General features: G+C 71.0%; 15 protein-coding genes. 5 read left to right on the top strand and 10 right to left on the bottom strand.

The window, feature by feature from the left end:
* Positions 1 to 9 precede the first annotated feature (9 nt).
* From ACWD0J_RS33175 to ACWD0J_RS33150, 6 genes are all read right to left on the bottom strand, one after another.
* On the bottom strand, positions 10 to 666 hold the full coding sequence (locus ACWD0J_RS33175; RefSeq protein ID WP_451499563.1) for a hypothetical protein: 657 nt from the start codon (positions 664 to 666) through the stop codon (positions 10 to 12).
* Positions 656 to 1,078 carry a hypothetical protein gene (locus ACWD0J_RS33170; protein ID WP_451499562.1) on the bottom strand — a complete coding sequence of 141 codons (423 nt, stop codon included), beginning with the start codon at positions 1,076 to 1,078 and terminating at the stop codon, positions 656 to 658. Before ACWD0J_RS33170 ends, ACWD0J_RS33175 begins: the two co-directional genes overlap by 11 nt.
* Before the next feature lie 637 nt (positions 1,079 to 1,715).
* Positions 1,716 to 2,189 (bottom strand): ATP-binding protein, encoded by a 474-nt coding sequence (locus ACWD0J_RS33165; RefSeq protein WP_451499561.1) that lies wholly within the window; start codon positions 2,187 to 2,189, stop codon positions 1,716 to 1,718.
* A 303-nt stretch (positions 2,190 to 2,492) separates the two neighbouring features.
* Entirely contained in the window at positions 2,493 to 3,020 is a 528-nt protein-coding gene (locus ACWD0J_RS33160; protein WP_451499560.1) for a cupin domain-containing protein, read from the bottom strand.
* A 390-nt stretch (positions 3,021 to 3,410) separates the two neighbouring features.
* On the bottom strand, positions 3,411 to 3,614 hold the full coding sequence (locus ACWD0J_RS33155; RefSeq protein ID WP_451499559.1) for a hypothetical protein: 204 nt from the start codon (positions 3,612 to 3,614) through the stop codon (positions 3,411 to 3,413).
* 524 nt (positions 3,615 to 4,138) lie between these two features.
* Entirely contained in the window at positions 4,139 to 5,047 is a 909-nt protein-coding gene (locus ACWD0J_RS33150) for an aminoglycoside phosphotransferase family protein (RefSeq protein WP_451499558.1), read from the bottom strand.
* Between the two features lie 501 nt (positions 5,048 to 5,548).
* On the opposite strand from ACWD0J_RS33150, the gene ACWD0J_RS33145 reads away from it, so the two are divergent.
* The 4 genes from ACWD0J_RS33145 (at position 5,549) to ACWD0J_RS33130 (ending at position 8,963) form a co-directional block, all read left to right on the top strand.
* On the top strand, positions 5,549 to 6,352 hold the full coding sequence (locus tag ACWD0J_RS33145) for an alpha/beta fold hydrolase (protein WP_451499567.1): 804 nt from the start codon (positions 5,549 to 5,551) through the stop codon (positions 6,350 to 6,352).
* Positions 6,352 to 7,641 carry a PP2C family protein-serine/threonine phosphatase gene (locus ACWD0J_RS33140; protein WP_451499557.1) on the top strand — a complete coding sequence of 430 codons (1,290 nt, stop codon included), beginning with the start codon at positions 6,352 to 6,354 and terminating at the stop codon, positions 7,639 to 7,641. Before ACWD0J_RS33145 ends, ACWD0J_RS33140 begins: the two co-directional genes overlap by 1 nt.
* Entirely contained in the window at positions 7,638 to 8,018 is a 381-nt protein-coding gene (locus tag ACWD0J_RS33135) for an STAS domain-containing protein (protein ID WP_451499556.1), read from the top strand. The genes ACWD0J_RS33140 and ACWD0J_RS33135 overlap by 4 nt, the downstream gene beginning before the upstream one ends.
* A gap of 498 nt (positions 8,019 to 8,516) precedes the next feature.
* Positions 8,517 to 8,963, top strand: coding sequence for an ATP-binding protein (locus ACWD0J_RS33130; protein ID WP_451499555.1), 447 nt, complete (start codon positions 8,517 to 8,519; stop codon positions 8,961 to 8,963).
* 245 nt (positions 8,964 to 9,208) lie between these two features.
* Here the strand turns inward: ACWD0J_RS33130 and ACWD0J_RS33125 are convergent, their stop codons facing one another.
* A complete protein-coding gene (locus ACWD0J_RS33125) occupies positions 9,209 to 10,075 on the bottom strand; it encodes an AraC family transcriptional regulator (protein WP_451499554.1) in 867 nt (288 codons plus the stop codon).
* A 454-nt stretch (positions 10,076 to 10,529) separates the two neighbouring features.
* Between ACWD0J_RS33125 and ACWD0J_RS33120 the strand changes: the two genes are divergently transcribed.
* Positions 10,530 to 11,630, top strand: coding sequence for an acyltransferase family protein (locus tag ACWD0J_RS33120; RefSeq protein ID WP_451499553.1), 1,101 nt, complete (start codon positions 10,530 to 10,532; stop codon positions 11,628 to 11,630).
* A gap of 46 nt (positions 11,631 to 11,676) precedes the next feature.
* Here the strand turns inward: ACWD0J_RS33120 and ACWD0J_RS33115 are convergent, their stop codons facing one another.
* The 3 genes from ACWD0J_RS33115 to ACWD0J_RS33105 all read right to left on the bottom strand — a co-directional run bounded on the left by ACWD0J_RS33115 (position 11,677) and on the right by ACWD0J_RS33105 (position 14,417).
* Positions 11,677 to 11,955, bottom strand: coding sequence for a hypothetical protein (locus tag ACWD0J_RS33115; RefSeq protein ID WP_451499552.1), 279 nt, complete (start codon positions 11,953 to 11,955; stop codon positions 11,677 to 11,679).
* 315 nt (positions 11,956 to 12,270) lie between these two features.
* A complete protein-coding gene (locus ACWD0J_RS33110) occupies positions 12,271 to 13,866 on the bottom strand; it encodes a SpoIIE family protein phosphatase (protein WP_451499551.1) in 1,596 nt (531 codons plus the stop codon).
* Positions 13,863 to 14,417, bottom strand: a complete 555-nt coding sequence (locus ACWD0J_RS33105) for a methanogen output domain 1-containing protein (RefSeq protein WP_451499550.1) — start codon at positions 14,415 to 14,417, stop codon at positions 13,863 to 13,865. The genes ACWD0J_RS33110 and ACWD0J_RS33105 overlap by 4 nt, the downstream gene beginning before the upstream one ends.
* Between the last annotated feature and the right edge of the window lie 246 nt (positions 14,418 to 14,663).

Raw genomic sequence — 14,663 nt, 5'->3', positions numbered from 1 at the left:
TACCCACGTTCAGTTGCCCCCGTGTTCACCCTGCTGCTGCGCCTGCTGGGCGCGTTCCTCCGGCGACGGGCCGAAGGTGTCGTCCAGCGCCTGGTTCCACTGCTCGTCGGAGATGCCGAGCGCGTCGTTGAGCACCTCCGACCGCTGGCCGCCCTGCCCCTCGGTCAGGACGGTGCGGCCGGTGTCCTTCCAGGTCTGCTCCATCTCCTGACCGGCCTTGTCGAACGACTCGGCACTCCAGTCCGGGTCCAGGTAGTCCGGGGTGAAGACCTCGCCCCAGTCCTGCTGGGTGATCTCCTCCTCCGTGGCGTGCGGGTTGCCGCCCATCACGGAGTTCACCCCCACCTTGACCGCGCCCTCGACATACTGGTCGTGCTCCCACTGGGTCCCCGCCGCCAGACCCAGACGGTTCGCGATCTCGCTGGCATCACGCACCAGCGCGCGCACACCCCACTCCCAACGCTCGCAGAAGTCCTCGAAGTCGACGGAGAGACCGTGGTGGCCGGCCTCCATCCCCGTCATCGACAGCTCGGAGAAGCCCTTGCCCATCACCGAACCGGTCGCGCCGCCCAGTTCACCGAGCTGGTCGATGATCGCGCCCACGCCCTGCGTGAACTTGGCGACGGACGCCTTGTCGAAGTCGAGGTTCGCGCCGTCACCGCCCATGGCCGGGTCCCCTCCGCGCCGCGCCGGCGTCGACGGCGACCCCGTCCGGGACGATGCCGAGGACCGGCGGGAAGAACATCGACCCGTCCTCGGTGGCGATGTCGACGGCGAGACCCGCGGGCTCGTCCAGGGTGGGCACGATCTCGTCGACGATGCGCGCGCCCAGCAGCGCCGCGTAGTCCATCGGCTGGTCACCGGGCGCGTGGCGCAGGGCGAACCGGGCCAGTGCGGCCTCGTCGGTGAACCCGCAGATCCACCGCACCCCGCCCGAACGCACCGACCAGAGACCTCCGTCGGCCACCGGCACCAGAAGGACCGAGCGCCGCATCTCACCGACCAGAGCACGGGGATCGTCGCCTCCCCTTCTCCGCTCGGCGATCCGCCCGGCGAGTGCCGCCTCAGGCTGCTGCACGGTTCCTCCCTGGTCCTAGGTGACTGATGGCACCATAGAGCAGGACGTGCGCGAAGGAGCTGACGGTTCTCCCGTGGTACGAGCTCCCCCGAAACCGTGCCGGCATCGCGGCCGTTCGGCGATCACATGTCAGACGGGTGTCCGGGCCGGCCCCGCCGCGCCTGTCCGGCCGATCACTGAGCCACGCCGGCCAACCACCGCCGACACACGGGGACTTCGAGGAGAACGCGGTCGAGGAGAACGCGGTCCCCGTGCGGAGTGTGCGGGGCGGTGCCGTCCCATCCGTACCTCTCGGCAAAGGCGTCCGCGACCTCTTCCGGGTCGAGGACGAACCGGACCGGCGTCACATGGGGGGATCCGTCCGGGCGCACCGTGCACAGCCGGACATGCTTTCCCTGGGCCAGGCGGTCGCGCACGGTCGTCCCAGGGCCACGAGATCACTCATGCGCCCCATCTCACCCGCACCACGGCGAGAACGCCTCGGTACAACGACGCAGACGCCTCGGGCGTGCGCCCGCCCTGCTCCCGCAGGACCGGACCACGCCGAGCCGACACGTCACGGCAGGCGGCTACCGGTGTCGACCGCTGACACGACGGGTCCGCGCCGTACGGTCCGGGGAACCGGGCTGCCGGGCGCTCATGGCAGCTCGATCTCCGCCCGGACCTGCTTGCCCGCCGGGTGGGCGTCCACGGTGAGGCGCCGGCTGACGGCCTGGACGACCCGCAGACCCTGTCCGCCGATCCGCTGCGGGTCGGGCGGCTGAGGAGCGGGCGGGTGGGGTGAGGTGTCCCAGACCGTGATCCGGGCCAGGCGGCGGTCCGCGGCGGACCGGCCCAGTTCCAGATGCAGGCCGCAGGGGCCCGGCGCGTGCTGTCGGGCGTTCGTCACCAGTTCGCTGACGACCAGCTGGACAGCCGTCTCGGTGGCGCTGTCCGTCGGTCGGGTCCAGCCCGTGGACTGGGCTTCGTCAAGGAACGCGAGGGCCGCCTGACGGGCCGCCGCGCTGGTCGCCGTGCCGTCGTGCCAGGTCAGGCGCCGGGGCAGAGGATCACGGTGGTCCGCTGAGCGGTGGTGCCGATCCGACGCATGCCTGATAAGCGGGATCGCCATGCGTAGTGCCTTCCGTTGCTGGGTCAGAGCGCCACATCCAGTACCCCATGAGCGCGCTGTGACCCCGCGTCTACCCTCTCCCAGTGCCGGCAACCCAGCCCCACCCAGGTGGCGGACTGTACGTACGCGCTGCGTCAGCGAGCCGTGCGCCTTCGCCACCGCACCGTGCCGCTCCCGAGAGGCGCGAGGCGCGAGGCCGCATCCGGGCACATCGGCGATCCAACGGATCGCGATCGCCCTGCTCTTGATCGTTATGCTCGCCATGTTCCGGCGGTTTCTGACAGAGTCCGCCGCGGGCAGGTCTCAGCCGCGCGCGGCGAGTGCCTCTCGCCACGCCGGGCTGTCGACGTAGTGGTTGTCGAACCGCTCCGAGGAGTCCTTGATCTCCTGCGGGTCGGCCTCGCCGCGCATTACCCGGCCGAGGAGGCGCAGGTAGTCGAAGCGACCGGCGCCCGGGGTGAAGACGAACAGGACGTCGGCCGTCCTTCCGGGCGCCGCCGCGAAGGCGTGCGGGGTGTGCGGCGGTACGACCAGGAAGTCTCCCGCCTCCAGGACGGTGACCTCCTCGCCCACCAGTACCTGGAGCGCTCCGTCGATCACGAAGAACAGTTCGGACGCCTTGGTGTGCAGGTGGGCCGGTGCTCCGACCGCTCCCTCGGCGAACGTCGACCGGTAGCCGGTGAGCCGTCCGCCGGTGTGGCCGGAGTCCGCGAGGAGTGTCATGACACTGCTGGGATCGCGGGTCGTCTCGGCTTCAGCGGCTCGGGTGAGGACCGGGGCGAAGTCCGCGGTGCGCGTGGTCTGCGTGCTGTCGTTGTGCGTCGTCGTCATGATGGCGACTCTAGGATGCCGATCGACCGGCGACAGGGGCCATTCAAGGGCGGCGATCATGGGTCAATTGCGGGACGGGGGGCAGCGACGAGGACGGGTGGACCACACCCGAGCCCGCCGGGCGCCGGCCCGCCGGACGACCTGAGATCGTGGAGCTCTGATCGTGCGGAGGACGGAGCCTTGCCGGCGGCCGACCATCCGTTAACCGGCACCATGACCGTCCACCGACCGGCACCATGACCGTCCACTGGCATCCTGAACGCCGCGCACAAGGTTGCTCCTGGCGGTCGCTCGTGCGACCCGGCCTGATCGACGAGTTCCGCCGACAGGCACGACGCGTGGCGATGCGTGGCGACGCGTGGCGATGCGTGGCGATCAGGCGAGCGCCACTTACGCAGGGCTGTCCTGCAGAGCGTGGCGGAAGGCGGTCATGCAGGGGGTGCAGTAGCGTTCGGCTGTTTGCTCGTCGTTCGTGGCGGTGTCGATCCGGGTGAGACGGCGTCCGCACAAGGGGTGGCCGGATGCGTCCTTGGACAGGACGTGCCAGACGAGCTCGCCTCGGCAGCTTCCGTGTTCGGCCTGCATCTCGTACATGGCGTTCCTATCTGTGCGTCCGACAGGTGGGAAGTGGCCTTGCTTCCAGCGAAAGGGCGCGCGGCCGATGCCGCCAACCGGGGTAGGCCGACAGAGGGAAAGCCGGGTGCCGCAGGTTTGGAGTCCCGAACTTCTGGCGCACGCTCGCAGGCCGGCGCCCGAGCGTCTTGGCGGCGCGGATGTGTCGCGCCCGGCCCTCGACGCCGTAAGACAGGGAGTACGTCCTCCGCAGAGCCGACTGGAGCGGTGAGCACGCGGTGCCGCTCGCCGGAACAGGCGTCGTCGGCCCTGCGGAGGCCACGGGGAAGTGCTGCCACAACGTCTGCCCGCTCTTCCCCCGGTGTCACCAGTCCAGCGCGCGCCGCCACCAGGTCTTCACACGCCCGGTCGACCGCCTGGCTCCGCCCTCACCCCAGGGAAGGGAAGTGACCCGTCGGTGGGTGCCGGTGGCGGTGGCGGTGCTGTTGGCGGTGCTGGTGCCGTTGGCGGTGCCGGTGGGAAGGCGGGTCGGTCCTCAGCCCCGATCACGCGAAGCGTTCGTGGTCGGCCAGCACTGCGTCGATGATCTGGAGATGGAGGGCGACCCGCTCGTCCCGGGAATCGGAGCACTGGGTCAGCGTCAGCAGGGACTTCCACAGTGCCCAGCCCCTGGCTCTGGCCCAGGTGCCGTCCTGCTGGCCCACGGTGCGCCGGAACGCCTCGCGGCTGTCGTCGCGGAACATCGTCCAGGCGATCACGAGATCGCAGGCCGGATCGCCGATGCCCGAGGTGCCGAAGTCGATGACGGCCGACAACGCGCCGTCGGTGACGAGCAGGTTGTTGCCGCTGATGTCGCCGTGGAACCACACCGGCGGCCCGTGCCCTTCGGCATCGAGTGCCGCTTGCCAGGTATCGATGGCCCGCGCGGTGTCGATGCGGCCGTCCAGGGCGGTGATGCACCGGCGCGTCTCGTCGTCGTAGTGGGCGGGTGACGCGCCGCGATACCAGCTGTGCGCCCCGGCGAGAGGGCCACCCGTGGTGTCACAGAACTGAAGGGCCAGGATGAACCGGGCGACATCGGTGGCGAACTCGGGCATGCCGTCGATCCGTTCGGCGGAGGCCGTCTCGCCGGGCAGCCAGTCCCGCACGGACCAGGGGTACGGGTATCCCTCGCCTGGGGCTCCCTTGGCCAGGACGGTGGGGACAGCCACCGGCAGCGAGGGGGCCAGGCGGGGCAGCCAGTCGCATTCCTTGTCGACCGCAGGGGCGTAGCCGGCCGCCGTGGGCAGACGGACCGTCATGTCGTCACCGAGGCGGTAGGTGCGGTTGTCCCACCCGTCCGCCTCCACCGGGACCACCGGCAGACGGCTCCATTGTGGGAACTGGGCGGCGATCAACCGCTTCACCAGGGCGGCGTCGATTCCCGCCCGCCCGTCCGGCACAGTCCTGAGCATCCGTCGATCCTCACCAGGCAGGTCGTGCCAGGCAAGTGATTAACGCCTCACACGTCCCGCCGCCGGTGAGGGCGGGACGCGGGAACCGGGGGAGCACGGGGAGCAGGGGAGCCGCCCGCTGGTTCCGGCCGCCGTGGCCCGCCGCTCATGCGGAGCCGCCGACGTGGACCGCCGGCGCCGCAGACTGCGGGTCCACGTCTACCGTGCGTTAACGGCGAGCAGGATCTGCACCTGCACCTGCACCCGGACCTGCACCCCTGCATCTGCACCACCGCCTGGACCCGCACCGCATCCGGCGCACGCGGCGCGCGGTGAGGCGGGCCCCCGTACCTCGACGCATGAGCGGACATCCCGGTGGCCCTGCCTCCTCCCGCCCTGCCTCCCCCGGCCCGGCAGCTCGCCCGCTCGCCCGCTCGCCCGCTCGTCCGCTGCCGGACGGTGCATGAGGTGCTGCGGGGGCGCGGGGGAGTGGTGAGCGGGGAGTTTGGGAGAATGGCAGGTATGGATATCGGCCGCAGGAACAACGTCTCTGTCACCGGCAACCCGCAGGGGCCGACGGTGGTGCTGGCCCACGGGTTCGGCTGTGATCAGAACATGTGGCGGCTGACGGTGCCCGCCCTGGTCGAGGACTACCGGGTGGTGCTGTTCGACTACGTGGGGGCGGGCCGCTCGGAGCTGTCCGCGTTCTCGGAGGACCGTTACGCCTCTCTGCACGGTTACGCGCAGGACGCGGTGGAGGTGTGCGAAGCGCTTGACCTGCGCGACGCGGTGTTCGTCGGGCACTCGGTCAGCGCGATGATCGGGGTCCTCGCCGCCGACATGGCTCCGGAGCGCATCGGGGCGCTGGTGATGGTCGCTCCGTCTCCGCGCTACATCGACGACGACGGCTACCGGGGCGGGTTCAGCGCGCCGGACATCGACGAACTGCTGGCGTCACTGGAGTCGAACTACCTGGGCTGGTCGGCGGCGATGGCGCCCGTGATCATGGGGAACGCGGAGCGGCCGGAGCTGGGTGAGGAGCTCAAGAACAGCTTCTGCGCCACCGACCCGGACATGGCGCGCGTCTTCGCCCGGACCACCTTCCTGTCGGACTCGAGAAACGATCTGAAAGGCGTGAGAGTGCCGACGCTGGTGCTGGAATGCGCCCAGGACGTCATCGCCCCCCGGGAGGTCGGTGCCTTCGTCCATCAGGCGATACCCGGCTCGACACTGATCACGCTCGATGCGACCGGCCACTGCCCGCACCTGTCCGCACCCGAAGCCACGAACGAGGCGATCACCGGCTTCCTGGCAGGCCTGCGGTGATGTGCAGCACCGGGCAGCAGCCCGACCCGAACGGAGCCGGCGACGGCCCGACGCCGGACGCGTCGTTCGCCGCGCTGCTGGAGGACAGCGCCGAAGAGCTCTACGAGAGCGCGCCGTGCGGATACCTGTCCACGCTGATGGACGGCACCATCGCGAAGATCAACGCGACACTGCTCGGCTGGCTCGGGCTGGAACGGGAGGAGGTGGTGGGCCGGATGCGGTTCACCGACCTGCTGACCGTGGGCGGCAAGCTGTATCACGAGACGCACTTCGCGCCGCTGCTGCGGATGCAGGGCGAGATCGGCGGCATAGCGCTGGAGATCAAGCAGGCCGGCGGTGTCCGGATGCCGGTACTGGTCTCCTCCGTGGTCAAACGTGGCAGCACCGGCGAGCCGCTGCTGATCCGCACCACGGTCTTCGACGCCGCCGACCGCCGCGCCTACGAAGAGGAACTCCTGCGAGCCCGGAAGGCAGCCGAGGAGGCGCGCAGGCAGTCGGAGACCGACCGGGCCCGGCTGCGGGACGCTCTCGCCGTGCTCCAGCAGTCGCTGCTGCCCGCCACGCTGGTGGCGGTACCCGGGATGGAGGCGGCCGCCCACTACCGCACTGCCGCTCCCGACCGGCTCGGCGGCGACTTCTACGATCTCTTCCCCACCGACGGCAAGTGCTTCGCCTTCTTCCTCGGCGACGTGTGCGGCAAGGGGCCCCAGGCAGCCGCTCTCACCTCACTGACCCGCTACACCCTGCGCGCCGCCGCCCTGCACGGCCCTGACCCGGTTTCCGCCCTGACCACCCTGAACACGGTGCTCCACGAGCGCTACACCGGCAGCGGCGACCCGCGCTACTGCACCGCCATCTTCGGCTTTCTCGAACCCGACCCCGCGACCGGACGGGTCGCCGTCCACCTCGCCTCAGGCGGTCACCCCCCGGCTCTCGTCCTGCGCGCCGACGGCACCGCCGACTTCCTGCCCACCCCGGGCGGCTTCCTCGTCGGTGTTCTGCCCGCCGCGAGCTTCGTCACCGCCACCACCACCCTCGGCCCCGGCGACACCCTCCTGCTCTACACCGACGGCCTCACCGAGGCCCGCACCGGCGCGGACCGCACCAGTTTGTACGGGGACGAGGCCCTGCGCGCCTTCGCGGCCGAGCACGCCGGCAGGACCCCGCATGCCGTCATCCAGGCCCTGACCAGCCTGCTGGACGACTTCGGAGATGGCCTCGACGACGACACCGCCCTGCTCGCCCTGGGCGTCCCCGCCCCCGGCCCTACGACGAGAAGCACCGCATGAGCCCGCTGAAGATCACCACCCGAGACGCCGTGACCGGTCCCGTCCTGGAGATCCACGGCGAACTCGACTATGTCCACGCCACCGAGCTGCGCGACCTGCTCACCACGCTCACGCTCCAGCCGGGCCAGCGCCTCGTCCTGGATCTGGCGAGCATGGACTTCTGCGACTCCACCGGCATCACCGCCCTGATCGCCGCCCGCAATCAGGCCCAGGCCGCCCAGGCCGACATCACGCTCGCCGCAGTCCCCGCCCATACCCTGCGCGTCCTGCGCATGGTCGGCCTCGACCAGATCTTCCCCCTCCAACCCGACAGCGACGCTGCCACCCAGCCGAGCGCGGACCCGGACGACAGCATCGGGAGGGCGCCCACAGGGTGACCGGCCCTCGGGCCGGCGCCGGATCGTCCACCGGGTGCGTACGGTGACGCACCACCCGTTCGGCGCAGCATGACTGCCGGACGGCGGGGCACTTGCACGGTCGGCCCCGACGTGTGTTCTTCCCGCTGCGCCACGGGCTGCGTGGGCGGGTGCCGCAGTCAACCCCGAGTAGCTGCGGCACCACCCCGGCTGTCCGTCCCCGCCGGTATCGGACCTCGACGGTGTGGTCGATCGGCAACTGGTCGGACCGGTGCGGTACTTGAAGGTCTGTCACCGTTCTCCCCGACCGCGCTCGCTGCTGCCGGGGGCTCGGGTGCCGGCCCGACATGCGCCGACAGCCTGCCCCGACGCTACGACGAACACCCCTCAGTCCTTCCCCCCGCGGCCAGAGGGGCATGTGAGCCACCGTGCGGGGTACGCGCAGCCGTGTGAACAGGGGAAACAGCGGAAACAATGGCGGGCCCGGCGTTATCAGTCCCCGATGGTGAGGGCGGTGTGATGCCTGGCGCCCCTCCGATGTGGGACACCATCGCTCTGGACGGAGACGGATCCTGCATCGCTCAGGCGCGTCATCATGCGGTGGACTTCCTTGCCCGTGTGCAGGCCGAGCACGGTCTGCCGGTCTCCGCGCGTGCGATGGACCTGACGCGGCTGGTGGTCAGCGAGCTGGTCACCAACGCGCGCAAGTACGCGCCCGGGCCGGTGCTGATGGAGCTGCGCGTCACGGGCGCCGTGGTGGAAGTGGTCGTGTGGGACAGTGACCCCGTCCTGCCGGTGGCCCGGGCCGCCGACCCGGGCAGAGTCGGACAGCACGGCCTGGAGATCGTCATGGCCGTCGCCCAGGGCTTCGAGGTCCAGCGGGAGCCGGCCGGCAAACGCATCACCGCCCGCATCGCCCTGCCCGACGACCCCAGCGGCGACATCACCGGACTCCGGCCCCAGTGACAGCCGCTCACCGCCCGCCGCCTTCCGCGCGGCGTCACCCGACGCGGAGACCACGGCTTCGTCCACCGGACGCCCGGCGATCGGGCAACAGTGAGACCGACGCCGGGGCCGCGGGAGTGTCCGTCGGGTCGCGTCCGTCCCCGACGATCACAGCCGGTGGTGACTGGGTGCTTCCGCTGATCCGCCCGGCCGCCGACGGAAGCACTCGGTCACAGGCCGCCGGCGCCTACGCGCTCGGTGTTCCGTCAGCCCTGCTCCCGCTCCACCGGAAGCCACAGCTCGGCGTCGGCTTCGGTCTTGTCCGGTGACAGGCGGGTGCGCAGGATCTCGGGACCGGGACGGCTGCGGTACGGGTTGGACGGGAACCACTCCGTGAACACGTCCCGCCACAGGTTCTGGATGGCCTGCGGCACCGGCCCGGAGGTGGTGAAGACCGCCCAGGTCCCGTCCGGGACCGGCAGGACCGTCGCGCCTTCCGGCGCGGCCGCTGACGTGATCACCCCCTGGTAGTAGTCGAGTTCGGTGCCTTCGGCACGGCTGGGGTCCAGGTCGTCGCAGACCGCGACGATGCCCTGCGGCTCCTGGTCCGACAGCTTCTCCAGACGCTCCAGCATCTGTGGTCCGATCCCGCGGACGAAGTCGATGATCGCTTGGTTCGGCCCCGCGTGCACGAGCGGTACCCGGGCCTTGAGGCCGACGACGGTGAAGTCCGGCTTGTCCACTACGCGATAACGCATGCTGCTGCTCCCTTCGACGGTGAGACGGAAGGTCAACCGGGGCTGGGAGACGAGCGCTGTGCCGGTGCGCCGGGCCTCGCCCGGCCCCACACCGTGCATGGCGCGAAACGCCCGCGCGAAGGCCTCGCCCGATCCGTAGCCGTAGCGCACCGCGATCTCCAGCAGCGACTCGCGCCGTGCGAGTACCTCGGCACCCGCGACGGTGAGCCGCCGGCGCCGGACGTACTCCGACAGCGGCATGCCCGCGAGCGCGGAGAACATCCGGCGCAGGTGGTACTCCGACGTGGCCGCCGTACGTGCCAGCTCGGGCACGTCGATCGACTGGTCGAGATGGCGCTCGATGTGCTCCATGGCCTGGTTGAGCCGCTCCAGCACGTCCCGGTCTCCTTCCTCATGGCGATCACCACGCTAGGCGGCACACATCCTGCCGGACCCGACATCCTGTGCCCGATCAGATCGGGTACGCCCGCCCGCCCGTCCGGCCGCGCGCGGCGGCGCTCACATCCACCTGCGCCATCGCCCAGGACGTCCGGGACCGGATGCCGCGAGGGTCTTGCCGGGAGCACCTGCCACGCCGCCGGACTTCGCGGGCCGGCAAGGGTGCTGAACGTGTGAGGTACGTGAGGAATGGTGTGATCCCCGCTGGGCCAGGGCAGACGCCGCTGGTATGAGCACCCCCACTCGGAGCACCCCCACTCGGAGCACGGCAGACGAGGTCACGGAGCAGCAGAGCGCGGGCGTGCGAGCGGCGCCGCTGCTCGTCCCCGCGTCGGCTCAGCCACGCAGACACGGCGGGCGGGGTTTTCCGTCGGCACTGCGTGGTGGGCGGGTGGCGGGACTGGACGGATTGCGGACGGTCGCGGTGGTGCTGGTGATCGTGTACCACGTCGAGCCGGACCTGGTGCCCGGCGGCTCCGTGGCCGTGGACGTCTTCTTCACGCTCAGCGGTTTCGTCATCACCCGGCTGCTGGTCGCCGAGTACGCCCGTACCGGTCGTATCGGCCTGAGGTCGTTCTACCGGCGGCGGTGGCTGCGGCTGGGACCGGCCATGCTGACCATGTGCGCGGTCACCGCCCTGCTGTCCTTGGCGCTTCCGCTGCCGCTGTTCGACGGTGCCTGGGTGACGGCCGGACTGGCCGCGGTGTCGGTGGTCAATCTCGTTCGGGCCGGGGAAGCCGGGCCGTACTCGGACCTCACCGCGCCACTGAGCCACACCTGGTCGCTGGGGGTCGAGGAACAGTTCTACCTTGCGTGGCCCCTTCTGTTGCTGGTGCTGTTGCGGCGCGCGTCCGCGCGGACGGTGCTGGGCTGGGTCGCCGCGCTGTGCGTGCTGCCGGTGCTCTGGCGGATCGTGCTCTGGGACCCCACGGCGGCGCACCGCATCTACAACGGCCCGGACACCCGCGCCGACCAGCTCCTCGTCGGGGCCCTGCTGGCCGTCGTCCTGGCGCGCCTGCGGGCCGACGACCCACGGCTGGAGCTGCTGCGGCGATGGGCGGGACGGCTCTGCTGGCCCGCGCTCGCGCTGCTGGGGCTGATCGCCTGGCAGATCCCGATCACCGAGGCGAGCGGGTGGAACCCCGTGTGGTTCACGGTCGGGATGCTCGCCGCCGCCGTCCTGTCGGCCACGGTGGTGGCCGCGCTGGACCTGTGCCCGCGGTCGTGGCCTTCCCGTCTGCTGTCCGTGTCCGCGCCGGCATGGGTCGGACGCAACCTCAGCTACGGGATGTACCTGTGGCACTACCCCGTCATCCGGCTGCTCTCCGACCTCGGCGTGCGCGGCGGCTGGCTGCTCCCCGCCGGCGCCGCGGCGACGGTGGCGGCGGCCCTCGCCTCGTACGTCCTCGTCGAACGGCCCCTGCTGCGACGCGAGCGGACCCGTGCGCGCAGGCAGGCGCCGATTGCCGTAGCCGAGCGTGCACCAGCGTGATCCCGTCACGGGTGACCGGCGCGACAGCCGCGGCATGTCCCGCACATCAGTTGAGGGACAGCAGCTTGCTCGTCGCTCCGATGGCGAGGACTGTGCCGATGACGAAGAACAGTCCTTGTACGACACTGGTGATGGGCATGCGTAACCGGGCGTGGACGTAGGACGACACGCCGAGCGCACCGGGGAGGAACCAGACCAGGGCCAGATGAACGAACGGCACGCCCTGGCTGGTCGTCGGCGGATTCACCGACGGGCCCGAGTGCGACATCTCGAGCAGGAACATCAGCAGGACCACTCCCGCGAGGGCCACGGCATCGGCTGCCACGAACAGCAGCGCGAGCGCGGCGTCCGCCAGCCGCGAGGGCCGGCGCCTCCCGGCGTCCTCAGATGTGCTGCGGCGCCTGCCGGATCGCCGACGCCTGTGGATACCGCTCCGGATTCTCTGCCACCAGACCACTGTTCGACTGCACCACAGAGGCGCGGATTCCAGCCCGGCCCGGTAGGTAACGACTCGGAACACACGGGGGAGAGGACCTGCCGGGAACAGCGTCCAGCGCCCGCCCGCCACCCGCCGCCCGCCGCATCCGGACATGAGCTTCCCGGACCGCAAACGCACTCGCCCGGCCCGCCCCGCGGGGCCCTACGCGTCGCAGGACGCGCGGGCGGCCTTACCGGGCGGGTCCGGACGGGCGAGGAGCAGGGCACGGTCGTCGGGGTAGTCGGCGCCGGGCTGGTGGTTGAGGAACAGCTCGCACAGGTCGCGCACGTTCAGGCCGACGCCCCGGCGGGCTGTCTCGGTGAGGCGTTCCAGGCCGACGTCCAGGCGTTCCCTGCGGCGTTCGACGAGTCCGTCGGTGTACAGCAGGACCGCCTCGCCTTCGGCCAGGACGGTGTGGCCCTGCCGGTACTGGGCGCCGGGGACCGGCCCCACCGGCGGGGAGACCGGGCCGTCGAGGAAGCGGCTGGAGCCGTCGGGGCGGACCACGAGCGGCGGGGGATGCCCCGCCTTGACATAGGTCAGGGCGCGGGTGGGCCGGTGGTAGAGCAGGTAGGCGGCGGTGGCCATCTGGCCCCGGTGGTACAGGTGCAGGTACTCGTTCAGCTCGGTGAGCACCGCTTGTGGGCGGGTGCCGCAGCGCAGGACGATTCCACGCAGAGCGGCGATGACCTGGGCCATGACGGCCGCCTGGGGCAGGCCGTGACCGGCGACGTCACCGATCGACAGGCCGATGTGGTCCTCGTCGAGGTGGTAGAGGTCGTACCAGTCGCCGCCGACCATGACCATGTCGCTGCCGGGCGCGTAACAGGTCGCCACCTCCAGACCGGCCACCTCGGGCAGTTGGGGCAGGAGGCTGAGCTGGAGGCGTTCGGCGACGCGGTGTTCGTGTTCGTACAGCCCCGCGCGGCGCACCGCCTGGGCGATCTGCTGGCCCACCGCGGTCAGGTGCTCCGGCTCCGGCACCCCGCCCGGCCCGGGACGCACGGTCAGGGCGCCCAGGACGACGCCGTCGGCCTCCAGCGCGATCCGGACCGCTCCCGCGGCCGCGGTGTGCGTGAGGTCGCAGGGCTGGTCGAGGTCCTTCCACGCGGTCTCCGTCAGGACGCGCAGATCCTCACCTGGTTCCAGCGTGGGCACCAGGCGCTGGGAGTGCAGCTCCAACGTCACGCTGTCGGCCTCCAGCACGCGCGCGGCGGTCGTCGCCACGGCCTCGGCGACCTGGGCGAGGGTCGCGGACGAGGCCAGCGCCGCGGTCAGCTGGTACAGGCGCTGCAGACGGGCCCGGGCGGCTTGCTCGGCGAGCAGCAGCTCCTCGCGCTGGGCTTCCGCGGTACGCCGGATGACGATCTCCCGGTTCAGCGCGCTGACCTGCCGGCTGAGGACGGCGAACCGGTCGGTGTGGTCCAGGCGGTGCAGGTGCAGTTGCACCACGCGCTCGGGACCCGTCCACCAGGTGGCGCGTACCCCGGTGCAGCGGAAGCGCGTCCTGCTGCCGTCGCCGTCCTTGATGACGAGCGCGCCAGGCAGCGGGCTGCCGCTGCGCAGCCAGTTGCCCAGATGTGCTCGTAACGTGCTCGGGTCGTCATGGGTGAGGGCGTACAGGCTGGCACCGGCTCGCAGCTGGGGGATCGAGGCGGTGGCGGCGGGGTTGGCCGCCAGGATCCTGCCGTCCCCCGCGCACAGTACGACGGGGTGGGGCAGGGTTTTGGTGATGGCCTCGAACAGGCCAAGGCTCACGCAGGCACCGTACCGGTGCCCGGGCCGCCGAGGGGCAGATCGGCGTCGGCGAAGTACTCACGTCCGGTCGACGGGCTGACGCCGGGAACCAGGTGGACGACGACACGGCAGCCGGCGTCGCCGCGGGCGATGGTCTCCTGCAGTTCGACGCCGGCGTAGCCGAGGTTGCGGGCGGCGATCGTCCCGAAGACGTTGGAGGTCATCATGCACATCGACTCACGGCCCAGCACCTTCTCGGCGAACGGGCACGCCCGGTTGCCGAGGACGATCTTGCCGGCGTCCTGCTCGATGACGAAGAAATCGCCCTTGATGCGCCGCTTGAGATCGACCAGGACCTTCGCGACCTGCTCCGGGGACAGCCGGTCCGCGTCGAGCGCCTTGAGGTACATCTCGTCGATCTGGGTGCCCACCGCCTGGCCCACCAGGCTGATGTAACCGGAAGCCTCCTCCAGGCCGATCACGGACTCCAGCGACGTCGCCAGCTCCCGCACCAGCGTCCGCAGGAACACATCACGGTCCAGGTCGATCTTCACGTCCACCGGATGCTCCATGGCGAACGCCCCTCCTCCTGTACCCACTGCCTGCACCGTGCGAGCGCCCGGCCGTCACCAAGGCTAAGGACTGCGCGACACCGGTGGCCACCTGCCCGGAGCTCTCGGCTCCCTGCGGGCCGGTCACTTCGCCCCTGTTCCTCACCTGTGTCCACATGCCGACGGCGTATGGCACATCCGGGGGGAGTGCGCGGGCCGCCCCGTCACACCGGCGCGTTCACACGATTTCACCTGTGGGGGATAATG

It is taken from the genome of Streptomyces sp. NPDC003011 (genome assembly GCF_053591515.1).
This window is presented reverse-complemented; position numbering and strand designations above follow the sequence as displayed.

What these genes read in the sequence shown, in the direction of transcription:
- ACWD0J_RS33175 (WP_451499563.1), bottom strand. Translation starts at nt 666, where the DNA reads ATGGGCGGTGACGGCGCGAACCTCGACTTCGACAAGGCGTCCGTCGCC.
- ACWD0J_RS33165 (WP_451499561.1), bottom strand. Translation starts at nt 2,189, where the DNA reads ATGGCGATCCCGCTTATCAGGCATGCGTCGGATCGGCACCACCGCTCA.
- ACWD0J_RS33160 (WP_451499560.1), bottom strand. Translation starts at nt 3,020, where the DNA reads ATGACGACGACGCACAACGACAGCACGCAGACCACGCGCACCGCGGAC.
- ACWD0J_RS33155 (WP_451499559.1), bottom strand. Translation starts at nt 3,614, where the DNA reads ATGTACGAGATGCAGGCCGAACACGGAAGCTGCCGAGGCGAGCTCGTC.
- ACWD0J_RS33150 (WP_451499558.1), bottom strand. Translation starts at nt 5,047, where the DNA reads ATGCTCAGGACTGTGCCGGACGGGCGGGCGGGAATCGACGCCGCCCTG.
- ACWD0J_RS33145 (WP_451499567.1), top strand. Translation starts at nt 5,549, where the DNA reads ATGGATATCGGCCGCAGGAACAACGTCTCTGTCACCGGCAACCCGCAG.
- ACWD0J_RS33140 (WP_451499557.1), top strand. Translation starts at nt 6,352, where the DNA reads ATGTGCAGCACCGGGCAGCAGCCCGACCCGAACGGAGCCGGCGACGGC.
- ACWD0J_RS33135 (WP_451499556.1), top strand. Translation starts at nt 7,638, where the DNA reads ATGAGCCCGCTGAAGATCACCACCCGAGACGCCGTGACCGGTCCCGTC.
- ACWD0J_RS33130 (WP_451499555.1), top strand. Translation starts at nt 8,517, where the DNA reads ATGCCTGGCGCCCCTCCGATGTGGGACACCATCGCTCTGGACGGAGAC.
- ACWD0J_RS33105 (WP_451499550.1), bottom strand. Translation starts at nt 14,417, where the DNA reads ATGGAGCATCCGGTGGACGTGAAGATCGACCTGGACCGTGATGTGTTC.